Source organism: Streptomyces olivaceus (assembly GCF_000721235.1).
Lineage (GTDB): Bacteria > Actinomycetota > Actinomycetes > Streptomycetales > Streptomycetaceae > Streptomyces > Streptomyces olivaceus.
In genome coordinates this window covers 280,359-300,564 of record NZ_JOFH01000003.1, presented here as the reverse complement: position 1 = coordinate 300,564, position 20,206 = coordinate 280,359, and the positions used below count along the sequence as shown (strand labels likewise).

20 protein-coding genes are annotated in these 20,206 nt (G+C 74.4%); 12 read left to right on the top strand and 8 right to left on the bottom strand.

Annotated features, from left to right (window positions below):
• Positions 1 to 6: 6 nt before the first annotated feature.
• The gene (locus IG94_RS0105935) at positions 7 to 1,557 is read right to left on the bottom strand and encodes an SDR family oxidoreductase (RefSeq protein ID WP_031032060.1); all 1,551 of its coding nucleotides are present in this window, start codon (positions 1,555 to 1,557) and stop codon (positions 7 to 9) included.
• Positions 1,558 to 1,662: 105 nt separating this feature from the next.
• Between IG94_RS0105935 and IG94_RS0105930 the strand changes: the two genes are divergently transcribed.
• Positions 1,663 to 2,184, top strand: coding sequence for a MarR family winged helix-turn-helix transcriptional regulator (locus IG94_RS0105930; RefSeq protein ID WP_031032059.1), 522 nt, complete (start codon positions 1,663 to 1,665; stop codon positions 2,182 to 2,184).
• A gap of 166 nt (positions 2,185 to 2,350) precedes the next feature.
• Entirely contained in the window at positions 2,351 to 4,441 is a 2,091-nt protein-coding gene (locus tag IG94_RS0105925; RefSeq protein WP_031032058.1) for an MMPL family transporter, read from the top strand.
• Between the two features lie 23 nt (positions 4,442 to 4,464).
• Here the strand turns inward: IG94_RS0105925 and IG94_RS0105920 are convergent, their stop codons facing one another.
• The gene (locus IG94_RS0105920) at positions 4,465 to 4,911 is read right to left on the bottom strand and encodes a PPOX class F420-dependent oxidoreductase (protein WP_031032054.1); all 447 of its coding nucleotides are present in this window, start codon (positions 4,909 to 4,911) and stop codon (positions 4,465 to 4,467) included.
• 153 nt (positions 4,912 to 5,064) lie between these two features.
• Complete coding sequence (locus IG94_RS42815) at positions 5,065 to 5,364, bottom strand: hypothetical protein (RefSeq protein WP_052410558.1); 300 nt, start codon at positions 5,362 to 5,364, stop codon at positions 5,065 to 5,067.
• 236 nt (positions 5,365 to 5,600) lie between these two features.
• Between IG94_RS42815 and IG94_RS0105910 the strand changes: the two genes are divergently transcribed.
• The 7 genes from IG94_RS0105910 (at position 5,601) to IG94_RS0105880 (ending at position 11,428) form a co-directional block, all read left to right on the top strand.
• Positions 5,601 to 6,602 (top strand): mechanosensitive ion channel family protein, encoded by a 1,002-nt coding sequence (locus IG94_RS0105910; RefSeq protein ID WP_031032049.1) that lies wholly within the window; start codon positions 5,601 to 5,603, stop codon positions 6,600 to 6,602.
• Between the two features lie 181 nt (positions 6,603 to 6,783).
• On the top strand, positions 6,784 to 7,434 hold the full coding sequence (locus IG94_RS0105905) for a class I SAM-dependent methyltransferase (RefSeq protein ID WP_031032046.1): 651 nt from the start codon (positions 6,784 to 6,786) through the stop codon (positions 7,432 to 7,434).
• Between the two features lie 128 nt (positions 7,435 to 7,562).
• Complete coding sequence (locus IG94_RS0105900) at positions 7,563 to 7,748, top strand: hypothetical protein (protein WP_031032044.1); 186 nt, start codon at positions 7,563 to 7,565, stop codon at positions 7,746 to 7,748.
• Positions 7,749 to 7,768: 20 nt separating this feature from the next.
• Positions 7,769 to 8,476, top strand: coding sequence for a hypothetical protein (locus IG94_RS0105895; protein WP_031032043.1), 708 nt, complete (start codon positions 7,769 to 7,771; stop codon positions 8,474 to 8,476).
• Positions 8,473 to 9,441, top strand: a complete 969-nt coding sequence (locus IG94_RS0105890; RefSeq protein ID WP_031032040.1) for a DUF6895 family protein — start codon at positions 8,473 to 8,475, stop codon at positions 9,439 to 9,441. Before IG94_RS0105895 ends, IG94_RS0105890 begins: the two co-directional genes overlap by 4 nt.
• A complete protein-coding gene (locus tag IG94_RS0105885) occupies positions 9,438 to 10,358 on the top strand; it encodes a DUF6895 family protein (protein WP_031032038.1) in 921 nt (306 codons plus the stop codon). Before IG94_RS0105890 ends, IG94_RS0105885 begins: the two co-directional genes overlap by 4 nt.
• The gene (locus IG94_RS0105880) at positions 10,355 to 11,428 is read left to right on the top strand and encodes a serine hydrolase domain-containing protein (protein ID WP_031032036.1); all 1,074 of its coding nucleotides are present in this window, start codon (positions 10,355 to 10,357) and stop codon (positions 11,426 to 11,428) included. The genes IG94_RS0105885 and IG94_RS0105880 overlap by 4 nt, the downstream gene beginning before the upstream one ends.
• A gap of 155 nt (positions 11,429 to 11,583) precedes the next feature.
• Here IG94_RS0105880 and IG94_RS0105875 read toward each other — a convergent pair whose 3' ends face one another.
• Together IG94_RS0105875 and IG94_RS0105870 are read right to left on the bottom strand one after the other, a co-directional pair.
• On the bottom strand, positions 11,584 to 12,972 hold the full coding sequence (locus IG94_RS0105875; protein ID WP_031032033.1) for an alpha-lytic protease prodomain-containing protein: 1,389 nt from the start codon (positions 12,970 to 12,972) through the stop codon (positions 11,584 to 11,586).
• A gap of 214 nt (positions 12,973 to 13,186) precedes the next feature.
• Complete coding sequence (locus IG94_RS0105870) at positions 13,187 to 14,851, bottom strand: alkaline phosphatase D family protein (RefSeq protein WP_031032028.1); 1,665 nt, start codon at positions 14,849 to 14,851, stop codon at positions 13,187 to 13,189.
• 246 nt (positions 14,852 to 15,097) lie between these two features.
• Here IG94_RS0105870 and IG94_RS0105865 point away from each other — a divergent pair, with 246 nt between their 5' ends.
• From IG94_RS0105865 to IG94_RS0105855, 3 genes are all read left to right on the top strand, one after another.
• Positions 15,098 to 15,403 (top strand): hypothetical protein, encoded by a 306-nt coding sequence (locus tag IG94_RS0105865; protein WP_031032026.1) that lies wholly within the window; start codon positions 15,098 to 15,100, stop codon positions 15,401 to 15,403.
• Between the two features lie 143 nt (positions 15,404 to 15,546).
• Positions 15,547 to 16,230: a helix-turn-helix transcriptional regulator gene (locus IG94_RS0105860; protein WP_031032025.1), complete on the top strand. Its 684-nt coding sequence runs from the start codon at positions 15,547 to 15,549 to the stop codon at positions 16,228 to 16,230.
• Positions 16,231 to 16,238: 8 nt separating this feature from the next.
• Positions 16,239 to 17,216, top strand: coding sequence for a pyridoxal-phosphate dependent enzyme (locus tag IG94_RS0105855; RefSeq protein WP_031032023.1), 978 nt, complete (start codon positions 16,239 to 16,241; stop codon positions 17,214 to 17,216).
• Between the two features lie 8 nt (positions 17,217 to 17,224).
• Here the strand turns inward: IG94_RS0105855 and IG94_RS0105850 are convergent, their stop codons facing one another.
• Genes IG94_RS0105850 through IG94_RS0105840 form a run of 3 tightly spaced genes read right to left on the bottom strand, consistent with a single transcriptional unit; the run spans position 17,225 to position 20,135 of the window.
• Entirely contained in the window at positions 17,225 to 17,893 is a 669-nt protein-coding gene (locus IG94_RS0105850; RefSeq protein WP_031032021.1) for a LutC/YkgG family protein, read from the bottom strand.
• The gene (locus tag IG94_RS0105845; protein ID WP_031032019.1) at positions 17,890 to 19,383 is read right to left on the bottom strand and encodes a lactate utilization protein B; all 1,494 of its coding nucleotides are present in this window, start codon (positions 19,381 to 19,383) and stop codon (positions 17,890 to 17,892) included. Before IG94_RS0105845 ends, IG94_RS0105850 begins: the two co-directional genes overlap by 4 nt.
• Positions 19,380 to 20,135: a (Fe-S)-binding protein gene (locus IG94_RS0105840; RefSeq protein WP_031032017.1), complete on the bottom strand. Its 756-nt coding sequence runs from the start codon at positions 20,133 to 20,135 to the stop codon at positions 19,380 to 19,382. The genes IG94_RS0105845 and IG94_RS0105840 overlap by 4 nt, the downstream gene beginning before the upstream one ends.
• Positions 20,136 to 20,206: the final 71 nt, after the last annotated feature.

The window sequence follows — 20,206 nt, the reverse complement described above, 5'->3', positions numbered from 1 at the left end:
GCCGGGTCAGGGGGCGGGCGCGTCGGCCGGTGCGGAGGCGCGGGCCGCGGCGCGGGCGATGTTGCGGGCCATGCCGCCGAAGACCACGGCGTGGAAGGGCCACACGCTCCACCAGTACGCCTGGCCCGCCAGCCCGCGCGGATGGAACAGCGCCCGCTGCCGGTACCGGGTCCGCCCGGCGTCGTCCGTCTCGGCGTACATCTCCAGCCAGGCGAGCCCCGGCAGCCGCATCTCGGCGCGCAGCCGCAGCAGCCGGCCCGGCACGATCTCCTCCACCCGCCAGAAGTCGAGCGAGTCGCCGACCCGCAGCCGCGCGGCGTCCCGGCGCCCGCGGCGCAGGCCCACCCCGCCGGCCAGCCGGTCCAGCCAGCCCCGTACCGCCCAGGCGAGCGGGAAGGAGTACCAGCCGTTGTCGCCGCCGATGCCCTCGACGACCCGCCACAGCGCCTCGGGCGGCGCGTCGACGGTCAGCACGCGGTGGTCGGTGTAGAGGCTGCCGCCCGCCCAGTCGGGGTCGGTGGGCAGCGGGTCGCTGGGCGCGCCCGGCACGGACGCGGACGACCAGCGGGTGGTGACCCGGGCCTCCCGCACCCGTTGCAGCGCCAGCCGCAGCGCCTCGTCGAAGCCGAGCGGGTATCCCGGCGGTGGCGGCACGTACCGGACGATGTCGTTCTCGCGGCAGACCACCTCGTGCCGCAGCGACTCGGTGAGCGGCCGCGCGATGGCCGCCGGGACCGGCGTGACCAGCCCGACCCAGTGGCTGGACAGGCCGGGCGACAGCATCGGGACGGGCAGGATCAGGCGCCGCGGCAGCTCGGCGACCTGGGCGTAGCGGGCCATCATCTCCCGGTACGTGAGGACGTCGGGACCGCCGACGTCGAAGGCCCGGGACACCTCGGGCGGCATGGTCGCGCTGCCGGTGAGCGCCCGCAGCACGTCCCGTACGGCGACCGGCTGGACGCGGGTGTGGACCCAGCTGGGCGTCACCATCACCGGCAGCCGCTCGGTGAGGTAGCGCAGCATCTCGAAGGACGCCGACCCGGAGCCGATCACGATCGCCGCGCGCAGCACCGTCGTGGGCACGCCGGACGCCAGCAGGATGCGGCCGACCTCGGCGCGGGAGCGCAGGTGCGGCGAGAGGTCCCGCTCCGGCACGCCGGACGGCGTCAGGCCGCCCAGGTAGACGATGCGCCGCACTCCGGCCGCCTCGGCCCGCTCGGCGAAGGTGCGGGCCGCCCGCCGGTCGGTCTCCTCGAAGTCGTCGCCGCTGCCCAGCGCGTGCACCAGGTAGTAGGCGACGTCCACCCCCTCCAGCGCCCGCGCCACCGAGTCGGCGTCGGTGACGTCGCCCCGCACCACCTCGGCCCGCCCGGCCCACGGATGGTCGCGCAGCTTGTGCGGGGAACGGGCCAGGCACCGCACCCGGTGCCCGGCGTCGAGCAGTTCGGGCACGAGCCGGCCCCCGATGTATCCGGTGGCCCCGGTGACCAGGCAGCGCAGTCCCGTGCCCGCACCGTCGCCGTCCACCCGGTCGTGTCCTTCGCTTGCCTGGCTCATGGAACTCCGTCGCTCTGGTCGTCAGCCGTCACCGTGACCCCTTCCCCGAAGAGGGCCACGGTGGCCGTGCCCCGGCCAGGGTTGACCCTTCTATACGCTGATCACGTGGCGACAGCGAACCAGCGCGGACAGCACGGGCACGAGCGGGGGAACGGGCCGGGGAACGGGCCGAGCGACCTGCACGTGCTCGCGGCCGGGCTCAGGCGGATGAACGGCGAGGTCAACCGCCTCGTGCACAGCTTCGCGGGCACCCGAGGACTGCACGCCACCGACGTCCAGGCGCTCGCCGCGATCCTGGACGCGCGCGAGCCCATGACACCCGGCCGGCTGCGCGACCACCTGGGACTGACCTCGGGCGCGGTGACGGCCTGCGTGGACCGGCTGGAGCGGGCGGGGCACGTGCGCCGGGTGCGGGAGAGCGCCGACCGGCGCGTCGTGCACCTGCACTACGTGCCCGAGGCCCGGGAAGCGGCCCGGACGTACTTCCGTCCGCTGGCCGAGGCCGCCGCCGCCACCCGCGCCCGCTTCGACGAGGACGAACTGGCGGTCGTCATCCGGTTCCTGACGGCCATGAACGAGGAACTGCGCTCGGTGCGGTCGGACGACGACCGCCGGTCTCCCGCCTGATCGGTCCCGATTGCCCGCCGCCGAGCCGCATCCGGAGGAGCGACCGGGGCAGTAGTCGGTGTGTCCGGAGTGTCACGAGGCCTCAAAGTAATTTAATCATTGAGATTGTTTATGATCGAGTGACTTCCGCACCGCCCGTCCGTCGAAGCCCTGGAGTGCCGCGCCGATGTCCACCCCCACGCGACGGGCCCGCTGGCTCGTCCCCGCCCTCCTGCTCCTGGTCTGGCTCGGCATCGGCGGCGCCCTCGGCCCCTACGCCGGCAAGCTGGGCGACGTTGCCACCAACGACCGGGCCGCCTTCCTGCCGCAGAGCGCGGAGTCCACCCGCGTCACCGACGCCCAGGAGGCCTTCCAGCAGGACGAGACGCTTCCGGTGATCGTCGTGTGGACCGCCGACGGCGGCGGCTCCGTCACGGGCCACCGGGCCGAGGCCACCCGCTCCCTCGCCTCTCTGGCGGGCACGCCCGGCCTCGTGGGGCGGGCGTCGCCCGCGCTGCCCTCCGAGGACGGCGAGGCGCTGCAAGCCGTCGTCCAGGTCGAGTCCGATCTTGGCGACGCCCTGCCCGCCACGCTGGAGCGGATCGCCGACGCCGCCGACGAGGTCTCCGGCACCCGGGCGCAGTTGGCCGGACCCGCGGCGTCCCAGGCCGACCTCTCCGACGCCTTCTCGGGCATCGACGGACTGCTGCTGGGCGTCGCGCTGGTCACCGTGCTGGTGATCCTGCTGCTCGTCTACCGCAGCGTGCTGCTGCCGGTGGTCATCATCCTCGGTGCCGTCTTCGCCCTCGGCCTGGCCTGCGCGATCGTCTACGCGCTCGCGGAACGCGACGTCGTACGCGTCGACGGCCAGGTCCAGGGCATCCTCTCCATCCTGGTCATCGGCGCCGCCACCGACTACGCGCTGCTGCTCACCGCCCGCTTCCGCGAGGAACTCGCCCGGCACCCCGACCGCTTCGGCGCCGTCCGCGCCGCCCTGCGCGCCTCCTGGGGCGCCGTCGTCGCCAGCGCGGCCACCGTCGCCCTCGGGCTCCTCGCGCTGCTCCTGAGCGACCTCACCAACAACCGGGCGCTCGGACCCGTCGGCGCCATCGGCATCGTCTGCGCCGTACTGAGCACGCTCACCTTCCTGCCCGCCGTCCTGGTCCTGCTCGGCCGGGCCGCCTACTGGCCGGCCAAGCCGGTCCGCGGCGGCGACCCGGAGGCAGGGCACCCGCTGTGGCACCGCATCGCCGCACTCGTGGACCGGGCGCCGCGCCGCATCTGGGCCATCTCGCTTGCCGCGCTCCTCGCCTGCGCCGCCTTCGCGCCGACCCTGAACTCCAAAGGCGTGCCCCTGGACGAGATCTTCGTGAACGACACCCCGTCGGTCGCCGCCCAGCAGACCCTGGCCCGGCACTTCCCCGGCGGTTCCGGCAACCCGGTCGTGATCGTCGCCGCGGCCGACCGGCTCGACCCGGTCCTCGCGGCCGCCCGCGGCACCCGGGGCGTCGACTCCGCCGCCCCGGTGGGCGACTCGGGGCGCCCCGGCGGCGGTGAACCCAAGGTGGTCGACGGGCGGGTACGGATCGATGCGACGCTCCGGGCGTCCGCGGACAGCGACGCCGCCAAGAGCGCGGTGGCCCGCCTCAGGACCGCCGTCCACGACGTGCCCGGCGCGGACGCCCTGGTCGGCGGCTACACCGCCCAGCAGTACGACACGCAGCGCACCGCCGAGGACGACCGCGCCCTCATCGTGCCGGTGGTGCTGGCCATCATCCTGGTCATTCTCATCGCCCTGCTGCGCTCCCTGCTGATGCCCGTGCTGCTGGTGGCGACGGTGGCCCTGAACTTCCTGGCCACCCTGGGCGTCTCGGCCCTGGTCTTCACCCACGTCTTCGGCTTCAGCGGCACCGACGCCTCCGTACCGCTGTACGGGTTCGTCTTCCTGGTGGCCCTGGGCGTGGACTACAACATCTTCCTCATGTCGCGGGTGCGGCAGGAGTCGCTGCACCACGGGGTCCGGGAGGGCATCCTGCGCGGACTGACGGCCACCGGGGGCGTCATCACCTCGGCCGGAGTGGTCCTCGCCGCGACCTTCGCCGCCCTCGGGGTCATCCCGCTGGCCTTCCTGGTGCAGATCGCCTTCATCGTGGCCTTCGGCGTCCTGCTGGACACGCTGGTGGTGCGCTCGCTGCTGGTCCCGGCCCTCGCGCGGGACATCGGCGCCGTCACCTGGTGGCCGGGGCGGCTGGGCCGGCGGAGTCGGGCGGGGGAGTGACCCGCGCCCGGTCCCGCCGGGGTTCACGCGCCCGGGCGCCCCGCGCCGCCGGGCCGCACGGTGCCGAGGAACCGCCGTACCGCGATCTCGACGACGACCCGTTCGGGGTTCGCGCGGGGCTGCCGGTAGCGGGCCGCGTACCGGGCCTCCGCGTCGCGGACCGCTTCGGCGTCCTCCCGCACGGTCGCGACGCCCTCCAGGGTGGACCAGCGCCTGCCGTCCACCTGGCCCACGGCGACCACGGACCGCCCGGCCCGCGTCACGTTGCGCGCCTTCGCGGTACCGCGGCTCGTGATGACCCGTGCCGTGCGGCTCGCGTGGTCGTACGTCACCCCGACCGGAACCAGGTGCGGGCTGCCGTCGGCGCGCGGCGTCGACAGGAAGCACACCCGGCGCTCCTGCCAGAACCCGACGAAGTCGTCGTCCGCGTCCCGGTCTCCCGCGAGGTGTCCCTGCCCGCCGCCGTCCATCCCGTCTCTCCCTGCGTCCGTGCCCGTTGCCGTGCGGCCCGTGTCTTCTCGTCCGAGCCGGCCGGCGTCGTCCTGCTCAGGACAGCATCGCCGGTAGGAGCGCGCGCCCGCGCGGCGGGGTCCGCCGGCGCGCGCCGGCGACGTGACAGGACCTCAGGCGGCGTCCCGACGCGCCGACGCGGTCTCGGAGTCGAGGGCGGGGGCGGGAGCGGAGGCGGAAACGGCGTCGACGGGCTCGGCGTCGGACGCGGAGGCGGAGGCGGAGGCGGAGGCGGGGGCCGAGGCGGAGGCGGGGGCGCCGTCGTGCGCCCTGCCGCCCGGCAGGAGCCGCAGATGCCCGCGCCGGGCGTGCCGGGGCGGCCCCGGATCAGCGAACAGCCGGTCCTCAAGACACGTCATGCTGAACAGCAGCAGACCCAGCCCGGGCAGTATCAGGACGGCAACGGTAATCACGCCGCAGGTCCTCCTCCGCTGTGGACGACCCCGTGCGGGTACCCCGGCGTACGCCGGTGATGACCGGTGATGCACCGGTACCGAGTGAAGATGTCGTAACTGTCCGGCATAAGGGGTGAGTGAGGAAGGGTGTCACGGCCGTGACACGACACACCCGGCGTCATGTTCGGGCGGCCCGTGGGTAGGCGGCTGCGACGTCAGACACGTCGTCCCCGAAGAACGGAGCAGCCGAGCCGATGTCGCACACCTCCCCACCGGCCGACCCGGTCACGACAACCCAGCTGGCGGCCTCGTGGTCGGACTGGGCCGGCGACCACACCGCGGCACTGATCGGGATACCCCTGCGCATCGCGGTGATCGTCGTCATCCTGCTGGTGGTGCGCGCGGTGGCCAAACGGGCCATCACCCGGGTCGTCCAGCGGGTCCTGGAGCCCTCGGCGGGCGAGACCGAGCGGAGCCGCCCCCGCCGGCAGGCCCGCGGCGCCGCCGTCCTGCACCGCGACCGTTCCCGGGTGCGGCAGCGACGGGAGCAGCGCGCCCGTACCATCGGCTCGGTGCTCAGCAGCGCCGTGACCATCGTGCTGTTCATGGTCGGCGTGGCCATGGTGCTCGACCAGATAGGCATCGCCCTCGGCCCGCTGCTGGCCAGCGCCGGAGTGGTCGGCCTGGCCATCGGCTTCGGCGCGCAGAGCCTGGTCGCCGACTACCTGTCCGGGCTGCTCATCATGGTCGAGGACCAGTACGGCGTCGGCGACTCGGTCGATCTCGGCGAGGCCGTCGGCGAGGTCGAGCACGTCGGCCTGCGCCTCACCCACGTGCGCGACCTCAACGGCGGCCTGTGGCACATCCGCAACGGCGAGATCCTGCGGGTCCGCAACGACAGCCAGGAATGGGCGCGCGCCGTCCTGGACGTCGCCGTCGCCCACGACGCCGATCTCGACACCGTCTACCGCGTCCTGGAGGCGACCGGCCGGGCACTGCGCGAGGAGCCGGACTTCGCGGACGCGCTGTTGGAGGACCCCGCGGTGTGGGGCGTGCAGTCGCTGGACGCCGACGGGGTGCTGGTGCGCCTCGCCGTCAAGACCGTGCCGCTCCAGCAGTGGGGCGTCACCCGCGAACTGCGCCGCCGGGTCAAGGAGGCGCTGGACGAGGAGGGCATCGGGATCCCCTTCCCGCGGCGGACGGTGTGGGTGCGCACGGACGGCCGGGAAGCGGAGCCGGACGCCTTGACGGGCTGACGGTTCCCCACCGTTCGGAGGGGGTGGGCCGACGGCCCCTTCCGGGTCGGCCTGCCGGCGGCCCGGTTTGCCGCTCCGGCAAAGAACTTTGCCGCCGCCCGCCCGGTCGGGACAGCCTGCCTGCGGGGTGCCGCGCCGCGCGCCCCGCCGAGCAGACCGTCCGACCACCTCAGGAGGCGTCATGACCGACCTGCCCGCCACGGCAACCGCCGCGGAGTTCTGGGAAGCCCGCTACCGCGACACCGGCCGTGTCTGGAGCGGCCGCCCCAACACCTTCCTGGTCCGCGAGGCGAGCGGTCTCGCCCCCGGCACCGCGCTCGACCTCGGCTGCGGCGAGGGGGCGGACGCCGTGTGGCTGGCCTCGCGCGGCTGGCGGGTCACCGGCGTGGACATCTCCGCCACCGCCCTCGAACGGGCCGCCGCGCACGCCGCCGGGGCGGGGGTGGGCGACCGCGTCGCCTGGGAGCGGCACGAGCTGGGACAGTCCTTCCCCGGGGGCTCGTTCGACCTGGTGAGCGCCCAGTACCTGCAGTCCCCGGTCGCCCTCGACCAGCAGACGGTCCTGCGTGCCGCCGCGCGTGCCGTGGCGTCCGGCGGCACCCTGCTGCTCGTCCTGCACGCGGGCTGGCCCTCGTGGCAGACCGAGCCGCCCTTCGACGCGGTCTTCCCCACCCTGGACGGGGTCGTCGCCGAACTGGGACTGGCGGAGGGCGAGTGGGCCGTCGGAACGAAGGAGACCGTCCGCCGGGAGAGCACCTCGCCGGAGGGCGTCGAGGGCTACCGCGAGGATCACGTATGGCGTCTCAGGCGCCACACGGCGACGTCTGCCTGATATATCCAATGCGTCCGAAAAGTTGAAGAAGTTATCTTCTGAGAATTTTGAGAAAGAAGGCATGTTTTGTGACTCACCGGACACCCTTGGACGTGAAGGCCACTTGGCTACCAGAGGGAGATGGTGACATGCCTTCCAACGAGGTGCTCGAGGAAGTCGTCCGCACCGAGAACATCGACATCGACGCGGCACTCGACCCCGCCGAGCCCGACGGAGTCTTCCGCGACAGCCGCGAGTGCGCCGCGCTCGCACTGCAGTCCGGAGGTACCAACCTCCTGCTCTCCCCGCCGACCCCGCGCCCGAAGAAGGGCTGACGGACCGACGGGAGAGTGACATGGAGCAGTCGAGCACGTCGGCCCTCCTGCAGGGCACGGTGCTGGACCTCGCTTCCGACGTGGTCTCCGCTCTTCGGAGCGGGGACCACGTGCGAGCGGGGAGCACCCTGACGGCAGGCGGCGCGGGCGAAGGCGTCGCCCGTGCGGCGGTACGAGTGCTGGGCGCCGACGCGCTGCTGCCCAGCGTCCTGCTGCGCGTTTCCCCCGCCCCCGGCCAACTCGCCGTGTTCAAGGACGCCGTGGCGGCCCATCCGCCGCGCGCCGACGCGGCCCCGGCCGTCGTGTGGAGCCACTGGGCCATGGCGCGCACCCTGCGCCGGCTCGAACACCCCCTGACCGGACCCGATGCCGCCGAGCCGGCCGCCGAACCCGGCGCCGACTGGCTGGACGCGGCCGGATGGCAGACACTGACCCACCAGCTCGCCGTGCTCGCGCCGCTCGCGCTGCCCGGCGAGGAGTGCGCGGTGACCCGCGCGGCACGGCGCCGGCCGGTCGACGTCGCCCGCGGCTTCGTACGGGCGGTGCGCCGCCGCGACTGGCAGCAGGCGGCCGGTGCCGGACGCTGGCTCACCCTTCTGGACGGGGTGCCCGACACCCTCGGCCTGGAGGCCGGTCTCGACTTCGTGCGCCTCATGGGCGGCTCGGACCCGCGCGTGGTCCTGCAGTTGGAGGCGGCGCGGCTGATGCCGGCCGCGGTCCTGCTGTGAGCGTCGAGGGAGTCGGGGAGGCCGCCCTCGGCTGGGTGTGGGCGCACCGCGACGACTTCGCGCTCGGCGACGACGCGCTGGCGGCCGACGGACAGGTCAACCGCACCTGGAAGCCGCTCGGCGAACTCACCAGGGTCTGCGCGTCGGTGTCCCTGTGCACCCCGCCGGCCGGCCCGCTGCACGCCCGCGCTCGCGACCTGCTGGACTTCGCCTGGCAGCAGACCCACCGGGGCGAGCTCTTCGGCCTGATGCAGTCGCTGGAGCCGTTCGCCACCTACCCGCTGGAGATCTACGCCGCCTTCGCCTCGGCCGGATTCCGCAGCCCCGGCTACGAGGCGTCCGCCGCCGTGGTGGCCCGCACCCGGGGCTGGCGGCTGACCGAGCAGTACCCCACGCGGCGGCTCGGTGTCCTGGAGGCCGAGCGGCACAGCGGCATCCGCCCGCACGGGAGCGCCGCGCAGGCCCTGGACCGGACCTGGCTGGGCGGCCTGCCCGAGCCCTGGACCTTCGAGCGCGCGGCCGGGTACGCCCTCACCCACGTCGTCTTCCACGTCACCGACTGGGGGCTCGCCCCCCGGGGCGTGCCGCCCGGCCTCGCCGACTACCTGCCGCACTGGCTGCCGCCCTGGCTCGACACCTGCCTGGAGGCCCGGATGTGGGACCTGAGCTGCGAGCTGCTGGCGGTGGCGGCCAGCCTGCCGCGCCCGCCCGAGCCGGCCGTTCTCGACGACGCCTGGCAGCGTCTGGCGACCGCCCAGGACTCCTCCGGTGCCGTCCCCGAGGAGGGTGCCGCGCAGGACGCCGCCGGGGCGGACGCGGGCCCCGACCCCTACGACTTCGCCGACTGCTACCACTCCACCCTGATGACCGTGTTCGCGGCGGCCCTCACGGCGGCCCGGCAGCGGGACGCCGACCACGCCGGACAGCACGCCGGACAGCACGCCGGACAAGGAGTGCCGGGATGACGGACACCCGCCTGATCCACCGCGTCGGGGCCGGCGCACTGGAGTGGCTGTGGGCCCACCGCGACGGCTTCCGCCTGGAGCCGGACGTCGACCCCGAGACCGGCTTCCTGGAACGCTTCAAACCCGTCGGCGAACTCGCCTCCATCTGCGCGGTACTCTTCCGCGAGGGCGTCGCCGGCTCCCGGCAGGCCCAGCTCGCCCGCCAACTGCTCGACCACGCCTGGCGCGAGACCCTGGACGGCGGCGCCATGCTGGCACGCGGCCAGCGCGTCGAACCCTTCTCGCCCGTGCCCTTCGAGACGTACCTGCCGTTCAAGGAGCTGGGCTACAGCCAGCCCGAGGTGGAGCGCGCGACGCTGCTCAACCACCGGCTGGACAGCTGGGCGCGGTTCCCGGTGACCCCGACCCGGCGCCTCGGCCTGTCCGCCTTCCAGCGCCGCTTCGGCCTGAGCGCCCGCCCGCCCGAGGCCGACCTGGTGCCCGCCACCTGGCTGGCCGGCACCCCCGAACCGTGGACGGTCGAGGGCCACACGGCGTACGACATCACGCACACCGTCTTCCACCTCACCGACTGGGGCGAGAATCCGGGCGGACTGCCGCCGGCCCTCGCGGAGTACCTCGCCACCTGGCTGCCGGTCTGGATCGACGACTGGCTGGACCTCGAACGCTGGGACCTGCTCGGCGAACTCCTCGTCGTGGACGCCTGCCTGCCCCGGCCCACCCTGGACGAGGCCGCCTGGCGGGGTTTCGCCGCCGCGCAGCAGCCGGACGGCGCCATGCCCGCCGTACGCACGATGCCGGAGGGCGACCCCGGCACGCTGTTCGACCTGGTCTACCACCCGACCCTGGTCGCCGCCTTCGCCTCCCTGCTGGCCACGTCCCGCGCGCTGTCCGAGCTGGCGCACACCGCCTCATGACGGCCCGACCCGCACCGTGGCCCGGCGTACCCGACGGCGAGGACACCCCCGTACGCCCCGCGGCGGCCGACGAGGCCGCCCTGCGCGCGCGGCTGGCCGAGGCGGCGGACGCCTGCGACGCCCCCGACGTCGTCCTCGCCGTCTCCCGGAACGGCCGGCGCACCGTGCACAGCGGCGGCACCGCCAAGCCGCCCGACGTCCCCCGCGAGGACCTGCGCTACGAGATCGGCTCGGCGTCCAAGACGTTCACCGCGCTGCTGCTGACGCGGCTGATCCGGCGCGGTGTGCTCACCGGCGCCGAACCGGCCGCCGCCTGCCTGGACCCGGGCCGCCCGCCGGACCGGGACCCCGTGACGCTCGCCCACCTCATCACCCACACGTCGGGACTCCCGGCCCTCCCGGCCGACTTCGTGCGCCGGGGCCTGCCCGCCTGGCGCACCAACCCCTACGCCCGCTACCCGGCCGGGCGGCTGACCGACACCTTCCTGCGCCACCGCCCCCGCCACCGGCCCGGCACCCGCTGGCACTACTCCAACTACGGCGTCTCCGTGCTCGGCCACGCGGTCGCCGCGGCCACCCGCACCTCCTGGGACGACCTCGTCGACGGCCAGGTGCTGCGCGCGCTCGGCCTGAGCGGTACGGCGCTGCGCGCGGAGGGCCCCGGAACCGACGCCGTCGGACACCGCAAGGACGGCCGCACACCGGTGCCGGCCTTCGACGCGGGTGGCTTCCAGGCGGCCGGGGCGGTCCGGTCCACCCCGTACGACCTGCTCACCTTCCTGGAGGCCCACCTGGACCCGGCCCGTTCGCCGGCCGCCGGCGCGCTGCGGGCGGTGCGGGTGCCGGTGCTCCGGCGCGGACTGGGGCACCGGCACGTGCACACGGTGGGCTGGTTCCGGCATCCCACGGACGGCGGGCCGATGTACTTCCACAGCGGCGCCACCCTGGGCCAGCAGGCGTTCCTGGGCTTCAGGCCCGACACGGGCACCGCGCTGGCCGCGGTGTGCAGCCGGCGCTTCCGCGCCCGGGACCCGTTCATCGCCACCGCCTACGCGTTGCTCGCCGAGTAGCGCCCCGGCGGCGGCGCGGCCGGACAGCGGCCGGCGCGGGCCCGCCGGGCACGGGCGGCCCCGCGCCGGAACCGTGCCCGGGGGCGGCCGACAGCGCGTCGGATCCCCGCCCCGGGGCCGGCTCCCTCATACCGGATGCCTCGGGCCGGGCTCTCTCAGACCCGCTGCCACAGGGCCGGAGTGCTCGCCGGGGAGCCGGCGCCCTGCGCCTGGTGGCCCTGCAGGCACCGGTAGCGCGCGCCGTCGTAGGAGACCGTGACGCCGACCTGGTAGACCCGGCCCGCGGCCCACGCGTCCGCCGCCGCGTTGTCCTGCGGCGCGGGCGTCTCCGCCGCGGCGGAGGTGGTCTTCAGGGTGAGGCCGAAGTCGCTGAGCAGCGGGTTGACCGGCTGGTAGAAGGTGGTCCCGCCGCTGGTGCAGTCGCCGGAGCCGCCGGACGTGGTGCCCTGCGCCTGGGTGCCCGAGACGAAGGGGCCGCCGGAGTCGCCGCCCTCGGCGCACGCCGTCGTCCGGGTCACCCCGTCGATCGTGCCGTCCGGGTAGGTGACACTCGTGTCGTGCTGCTCGATCGTGCCGCAGCGCCACCCCGTGGTCGAGCCGGAACGGCAGACCGAGGCGCCCACGAGCGCCTCCACCGACCCGGCGACCTGGATCTTCTCGCCGCCCTCGGCCTTCACGTCCGGCGTGGCGGTCCAGTCGGAGTTGACGCCCACCCAGGCCATGTCCTTGCCGGGGAAGGTCGAGGCCTGGAAGGTGCCCTGAGGGGCCTCGTTGTACCCGGTGGTGGTGGCGCCCGGGTCGCCGCAGTGCCCGGCCGTGGCGAAGCCCTGCTGGTCGTCCTTGGTGACGGAGAAGCCGATGGAGCAGCGGGCCTCGTCGTTGATGTAGTAGGCGTCGCCGCCCACCAGGTCCTCCAGCACCCGCGGCTGGTCGGCCGAGATCCGCACGCTCACGTCCTGGCCGGACAGGCCCGCGGCCTCGGTGAAGCGGGCCGCGGCGGACTCGCTGGTGGCCTGGACCGTCACCCGGTTGTTCGGCACGTCCACGTACCAGACCGGACTCTGCCGGGTCGCGGTGCGCACCGCCGCGGCGTCCAGCTTCTCCTTGACCGCGCGCAGTTGGGCCAGGCCCATGCCCACGACGGCCGCCTTCGCGCCCTGCGCCTCGATGGCCGCGGTGTCCGCCGCGTCGGTGGTGGCGACGGTCAGCTCGGCCGAGGTCGCCCCGCTCACCCACGCCCCGGCGAAGCGGTCGCCGAGGGTGTTGTGCAGCAGGCCCGCCCGGGTGCCCGCCTCCGCCTCGTTGGCCAGCCGGACGGCCGCCTGACCGGGCGCCAGTTTCAGGTCGCGCTCCATCGCCCGCAGCATCCGCGCCGGCGCCGCCGCACCCGCGCCGGGGGTGCCGGCGACGACGGGGACGACGGGACGGGGCCCGGGGGCGGGCGGCGGCGCGGCCGACGCGGCCGAGGGGAGTGCGGTCAGGACCAGGGCGCCGAGCGCGGTGAGGGCTGCGCGGCGGCTGCGCGCGGCGTGTCTGCCGACCATGCGATGTGCCTCCTTGGAGAGCTGTGCGGGACAGCGGGTTCGGTGGGCGATCGCGGGACGCGGTGGGCCCGCGACGAAGTGTCAGGCCTTGCCGGAACGGCCCCGGCCGATGCCCGGCCCCGCTCTCATTCGCGCGATGGGGGACCGTGGGGGTGCCAAGTGCAGTACGCGGGCGTGTCCCCGCGGGTGCGGCGGGGCCGGTCCCCCTCATCGGTCAGGCGGGCTTCAGTCCGGGCGCGCCCGCCTCGGTGACGAAGGAGGCGACCGTGCTGATGGCGGCACCGGGCGTGCTGATGGCGGGGACGGTGCGGAAGTCGAGGTGGGCCGCCGACCGGCCGAGCTCGGCGCGGACGTAGCCGCGCTTGCCGTTGTAGAACTTCATGTGCGGGTTGGCCTGCAGGTACAGGTCCCAGTTGGCGGGCTTCTCCACGCCGTCCCGGCCGCTGGCCACCGACGTGCAGGTGACCTCCGTGCCGACGGTGGCGGACGCCGGGTCGTCGAAGTCCTCCTTGACGTCCAGCGCGTAGCCCACGTGCACGTCACCCGTGAGGATCAGCCAGTTGTCGACCCCGGCGGCCTTCGCCCCGGCGACGACCCGGTCGCGCGAGGCCCGGTAGCCGTCCCAGGCGTCCATCGAGAGCGCGGCGTCGGCGGTGGTGTCGAACTTCCGCTGGGAGAAGCAGACCTGCTGGGGCATCACGTTCCACAGCGCGGTCGAGCCCTTCCAGCCGTCGAGCAGCCACTGCTCCTGCTCCGCGCCGGTCATGGTGCGCGCCGGATCGTCCGACTCGGGCCCGGGGGCGTGCGGCCGGTCGTCGTAGGCCTGGTCGGAGCGGTACTGGCGGGTGTCGAGGATGTCGAACTGGGCGAGCGTGCCCCAGTGCAGCCTGCGGTACAGCCGCGCGTCCGGTCCCTGCGGCAGCTGTGCCGCGCGCAGCGGCTGGTTCTCCCAGTACGCGCGGTAGGCGGCGGCCCGGCGCAGCAGGAACTCCTCGGGCGGGATGTCGTTCTCGGCGTCGGCGCCCGCGTAGTTGTTCTCCGTCTCGTGGTCGTCCCAGGTGACGACGAAGGGATGGGCGGCGTGCGCGGCCCGCAGGTCGGCGTCGCTCTTGTAGAGGGCGTACCGCAGCCGGTAGTCCGCGAGCGTCATGGTCTCGCGGTTGAACACGTCGGGGAGGGTGAGGTCGGTGTAGTGCCGCTCCCCGCCCTCCGCGTTCACCGCGTACTCGTACAGGTAGTCGCCGAGGTGGAGGACCACGTCCACGTCGTCCTGCGCGACGTGCCTGAGCACGGTGTAGTAGCCGTCCTGGTAGGCCTGGCAGGCGACCGCGGCGAGTTTCAGGGCCGATGTCGCGCTGCCGGCCGGCGGTGCGGTGCGGGTGCGGCCCGTGGGGCTGATCCAGGTGCCGGTGCGGAAGCGGTAGTAGTAGACCGTGCCGGGCGTCAGGCCCTTGACGTCGACGTGGACGCTGTGGGCGTACTCGGCGTGGGCGTCGGCCGTGCCCCGGAACAGGACCGCGGCGAAGTACTCGTCGAGGGCGACCTCCCACTCCACCGCGACCCGCTCCGTGCCCATTCCGCCGTCCTCCAGGAACGGCTCGGGCGCGAGCCGGGTCCACAGCAGTACCGAGTCCGGCAGCGGGTCGCCCGAGGCGACACCGAGGGTGAAGGGGTCCTTGCCGATCCTGGCGGCGCCGCGCAGGGGGGCGGCGACCGCGCCGCGGGCCGGCAGGTTGGTGGTGAAGGCGAGTGCCGCGGCGGCCGCGGTCACGGTGAGGAAGCGCCGGCGGCCGAGGTGGCGGGCGGCGGCGCCCAGCACCGCGTCGTGCGGGGAGAAAGCGTGCTCGGCCAGTGCGCTGGGACGGCCCGTGGGCGCCATCTGCTGTCCTCTCGTACGGGGCGGGACGGGTCCGTGCCGGGCCCTGTCGCGCGCGGACGCCGGGCCGCGAGGCGCGGACCCCGCATGCTAAGCAGACAAAAGCCGTAAAACAGGCAGGGCTTGCGGGATGATCACACAGGAGGCGGTACGCGCGTGTGGCCGCGCTCCCGCCGGGGCACCCGCAACGGACGGGCACCGGACACCGGGAGCCGGGTGCAGGGGGAGCGGAAGGCGGGCGAGGAGCCGATGGCCGGGACGCGGCACTACGACGTGGCGGCCTCCGGCCGCTGGTGGGACGAGGACGACCACCGCTGGCTGCCGGCGGGCGAGGTGCACGCGTGGGAGCCGGGCCGGAACGAGACCGTGTGCGGACTCTCGCTGCACCGCTCGGGGCTGTCCCGGTTCGCGGCCGTCGCCTGGACCGACGTGCTGCCCGAGTCGGGTGGCGCGGCCGACGCGGTCCGCCGGGTCTGCCCCCGCTGCGCCGCCGCGGCCGGCCGCCGGGGCGCGGACGCCCGGCCCGCCTGGCGCCGCGTCAACCCGCGCCCGTAGGCCGGGCCTCGTGGCTCCCGTGCCCGTGCTGGTGGTGCGGCAGTGGTCCTGTGCGAGGGTCCTGGACTATCTGTCCAGTGTCTGGATGTGTAGTCTGAAGAGTGAGGAGTGCGACACCCGAGGACCGCGAGGAGGACGCACCGATGAGCGACGAACCGGCACCGGACGCCGAACGCGACGCCGTCCTCGCCGCGCTGCGCCCCGTCGTCGACGGCGTCGCCGCGACGTTCGGACCGGTCTGCGAGGTGGTCCTGCACGACTACCGGCGTCCGGAGCGGTCGGTCGTGGCCGTCGCGGGGTCGGTGACCGGGCGGACGGCGGGCGGGGCGATGAGCGAGATCGGCATGCGGGTCCTGGCCCGCGGCGACGAGGCCCGCGACGAGCTGAACTACGTCACGCGCACGGACGACGGAACCCTCCTGAAGTCCTCCACGATGGTGCTGCGCGACTCCACGGGGACCGTCTTCGGCGCCCTGTGCGTCAACCTGGACGTCACCGCCGTCGACCGGGCCCACGCCCTGCTCGGCGCCCTCGCCGGCACCGCGGGCCTGCCCGCCGACCCGCCCGCCACCACCTTCGGCGACGACATCGACGCGGTGGTCGACGCCATCGTGGACGCCCACCCGCTGCGCCGGGACACCAGCTGGGCCGCGCTGGACCGGGCCCAGCGCCTGGAACTCTTCCGCGACCTGGACGGACGGGGCGTGTTCGCCGTACGCCGCTCGGTCGAGCACGTCGCGAACCGGCTCGGCATCTCCCGGGCCTCGGCGTACCACTATCTCTCCCAGGCCCGCGCCGCGACCGGCCCGGCCGCCGACACCCCCTGAGGACCCCCGTGACGACCACCGCCCCGCCCCTCACCCTCGACGACGTACGCGCCGCCGCCGCCCGTATCGAGGGCGTCGCGCACCGCACCCCCGTACTGCGCTCGCGCACCCTGGACGCCCTCGCGGGCGCCGAGGTCCACCTCAAGTGCGAGAACCAGCAGCGGGTCGGCGCCTTCAAGTTCCGCGGCGCCTACCACGCCGCCTCCCGGCTCACGCCCGACCGGCTGGCCCGGGGGATCGCCGCCTACTCCTCCGGCAACCACGCCCAGGCGGTCGCCCTCGCCGCCCGCGAGCTGGGCAGCACCGCCGTGATCGTCATGCCCGAGGACGCCCCGCCCGCCAAACGGGCGGCCGCCGCAGGCTACGGCGCCGAGATCGTCACGTACGACCGCTACCGCGAGGACCGCGCGGCCATCGCCGAGGCCTTGGCCGCCGAACGGGGCCTGGCCCTGATCCCGCCCTACGACCACCCGCACGTCGTCGCCGGACAGGGCACCGCCGCCCTCGAACTCGTCGAGGAGACGGGGCCGCTGGACGCTCTGATCGCCCCGGTGGGCGGCGGCGGACTGATCGCCGGGTGCGCCACCGCCGTCAAGGGCCTGCACCCCGCCACCCGGGTCGTCGGCGTCGAACCGGAGGCCGGTGACGACACCAGGCGCTCCCTGGAGGCGGGCCGGCGCGTCACCGTCCCGGTCCCGCGCACCATCGCGGACGGCCAGGCGGTGGCCACGCCGGGCGAGCTGACCTTCGCCGTCAACCGGCGCCTCCTGGACGGGATCGTGCTGGTCTCCGACGACGAGATCAGGGACGCGATGCGGTTCGCCTTCGAACGGCTGAAGACCGTCCTCGAACCGAGCGGTGCCACCGGCCTCGCCGCCCTCCTGAACGGACGGATCGACCCCCTGCCCCGCCGGATCGGCGTCGTCCTCTCCGGCGGCAACGTCGACGCCGCCCGCTTCGCCGAACTCTGCGGCACACCCCGCTGACCCCGTGGTCAGGAGGCGGTCCGCCCGTCCTGCCCTCCGCCGGCCAGCACCACCTCCAGGGTGCGCGGTCCGTGCACCCCCTCGACCCGGTCCAGCTCGATGTCACTGGTCGCCGAGGGACCCGAGATCCAGGTCAGGGGGCGGGCCGGGTCGAGACGCCCGAGGGCCTGCGGCACGGCGCCGACGACCTGGTCCGGCACCCGTACGACGCAGATGTGGTGGTCGGGAACGAGGGTGATGCGGCGGCGGCCCTGGTCGGGCGAGCCGTCCAGGACGATCGTGCCGGTCTCGGCGACGGCGACCGCGCAGCCCGTCACCACGCTGTCGACCCGGTCGAGTTCCTGCGGGGTGTCCGCCGCACGGTCGTGGACGATCTCCGCGCCGGCCCCTTCGAGCCAGCCCGGCGGCAACCCCGGCGGAACCACCACGTTTCGCGAGCCGTGCGCCGCCAGGAGCCGCGCCAGCAGCCCTGGCAGCTCACCGTCGGCGCACCGGTGCACGATCGCCCGGTAGTCCGCCAGGTTCTCGGCGAGCAGATCCACCGTCTCCGCGACGCTCCGCCGCCCGTGCTCGCGCGCGTACTCCCGCGCGACGGCCCGCTCGTACGGCACCTCGTCGGCCGGTACGTCCGCCAGCGCGCGCCGTACCCGCCCCAGAATGCGTTCCCTGCTGCTCACTCGGACCCGTCCTTCCCGCCGTGCGTACGCTGCCACCAGTCGCGGAACGGCTCCGCGGGCACCGGGGGCAGATCCCGGCTGCCGCTCCAGGCCCGGCCGGGACCCGGCAGGGTGCGCGGATGCAGACGCCGGGTGCGCGAGGCCAGCCGCTGCCCGGTACGCAGCACGCCCGGGTGCGTGAACGCCCACTGCGCCGCCCGCATCGCCGCGCGCTCGGCGGCATGCCCCTTGGCGGGCCTCAGCACCACCCGGTTGCCGTGCCGGACGGCCGGCCCGCCCTGCACCACCCGCTCCCGCAGGTGCACCAGCACCTCGGGGATGTCGATGGCCACCGGACACACCTCGTAGCAGGCGCCGCACAACGAGGACGCGTACGGCAGGGAGGCGTCGACGTCGCTGCCCGTACCGCGCAGTTGCGGGCTGAGGATCGCGCCGATCGGGCCCGGGTACACCGAGCCGTAGGCGTGGCCGCCGGCCCGCTCGTACACCGGGCAGACGTTCAGGCAGGCCGAGCAGCGGATGCAGCGCAGCGCCTGGCGGCCGACCTCGTCGGCGAGGGTGTCGGTGCGGCCGTTGTCCAGCAGCACCAGGTGGAAGGTGCGCGGGCCGTCCTCGTCGGTGGTGCCGGTCCACATGGACGTGTACGGGTTCATGCGCTCGGCGGTGGAGGAGCGGGGGAGGGTCTGCAGGAAGACCTCCAGGTCCTGCCACCGCGGCACGATCTTCTCGATGCCGACGACCGAGATCAGCGTTTCCGGCAGCGTCAGGCACATCCGCCCGTTGCCCTCGGACTCCACGACCACCAGCGTGCCGGTCTCGGCCACCACGAAGTTGGCGCCGGAGATGCCCACCCTGGCCCGCAGGAACTTCTCCCGCAGGTGCAGCCGGGCCGCCTCCGCGAGTTCGGCGGGCGTGTCCGTCAGGTTCTCGGGCGCGGGACGGCCCCACTCGCTCATCTCGGAGCGGAAGATGTCCCGGATCTCGCCGCGGTTGCGGTGGATGGCCGGCACCAGGATGTGCGACGGCCGGTCCCTGCCCAACTGCACGATCAGCTCGGCGAGGTCGGTCTCGTAGGCGTGGACGCCCCGGGCCTCCAGCGCCTCGTTCAGCGCGATCTCCTGCGTCGCCATCGACTTGACCTTGACGACCTCGTGCTCGGCGGAGTCACCGCCGCCGGCCTCCTCGACCAGCCGGGCGACGATCTCGTTGGCCTCGTCGGCGTCGGCGGCCCAGTGTACGGTGCCGCCGGCCGCCGTGACCGCCTCCTCCACCTGCACCAGGTACCGGTCGAGGTGGCGCAGCGTGTGGTCCTTGATCTGCTTCCCGGCCTCGCGCAGCGCCGCCCAGTCGTCCAGCTCCGCGACCGCGCGGGCCCGCTTGTCCCGGATGGTGTGCGTGGCATGGCGCAGATTGCCGCGCAGCGTGCTGTCGCCCACGGCCTTCCGCGCGGCCTCGGGAAAGGCCGGCATCCCCAGGTACGTCCCGCTCATACGGCCGCCTCCTCCTCCGTGCTCGCCAGGATCTCCGCGATGTGCACCGGACGCATGCCCGTGCGCAGCCGGCCCATGGTGCCGCCGATGTGCATCAGACAGGAGTTGTCGGCCGCGCACAGCACGTCCGCGCCGGTCGACTCGGCGTTGCGCACCTTGTCCGCGCCCATCGCCGCCGACACGTCCGCGTTCTTCACGGCGAAGGTGCCGCCGAAGCCGCAGCACTCCTCGGCGCCGGGCAGCTCCACCAGTTCCAGTCCCCGCACCGCCTCGAGGAGCCGCCGGGGCCGCTCACCCAGGCCGAGGCTGCGCAGTCCGTGGCAGGTCGGGTGGTACGTCACCGTGTGCGGGTAGTACGCCCCCACGTCGGTCACCCCGAGCACGTCCACGAGGAACTCCGTCAACTCGTACGTCTTCGGCACGACCGGCGCCAGCGTGGCCGCGAGCGCGTCCCCGCGCCCCTCGGCCCGCGCCCGCTCGCCCATCCGCGGATACAGCTCCCGCACCATCGCACCGCACGAACCCGACGGCGTCACGACCGCGTCGTACGGAGCGAACACGTCGGCGAAGTGCCGGGCCAGGGGCTCCGCCTCGTGCCGGTAACCGGTGTTGTAGTGGGCCTGGCCGCAACAGGTCTGGGCCATCGGGAAGTCGACGTCGACACCGAGTCTGGTCAGCAGTCCCACCACGGCACGGCCGGTCTCCGGATAGAGCGTGTCGTTGACGCAGGTCAGGAACAGAGCGACACGCATCGCGGCTCCTCGTGTTCGGTGTGGCCGACGTGCTCGACCACGCGGTGCTCGGTCATCGGATGAATGATGAG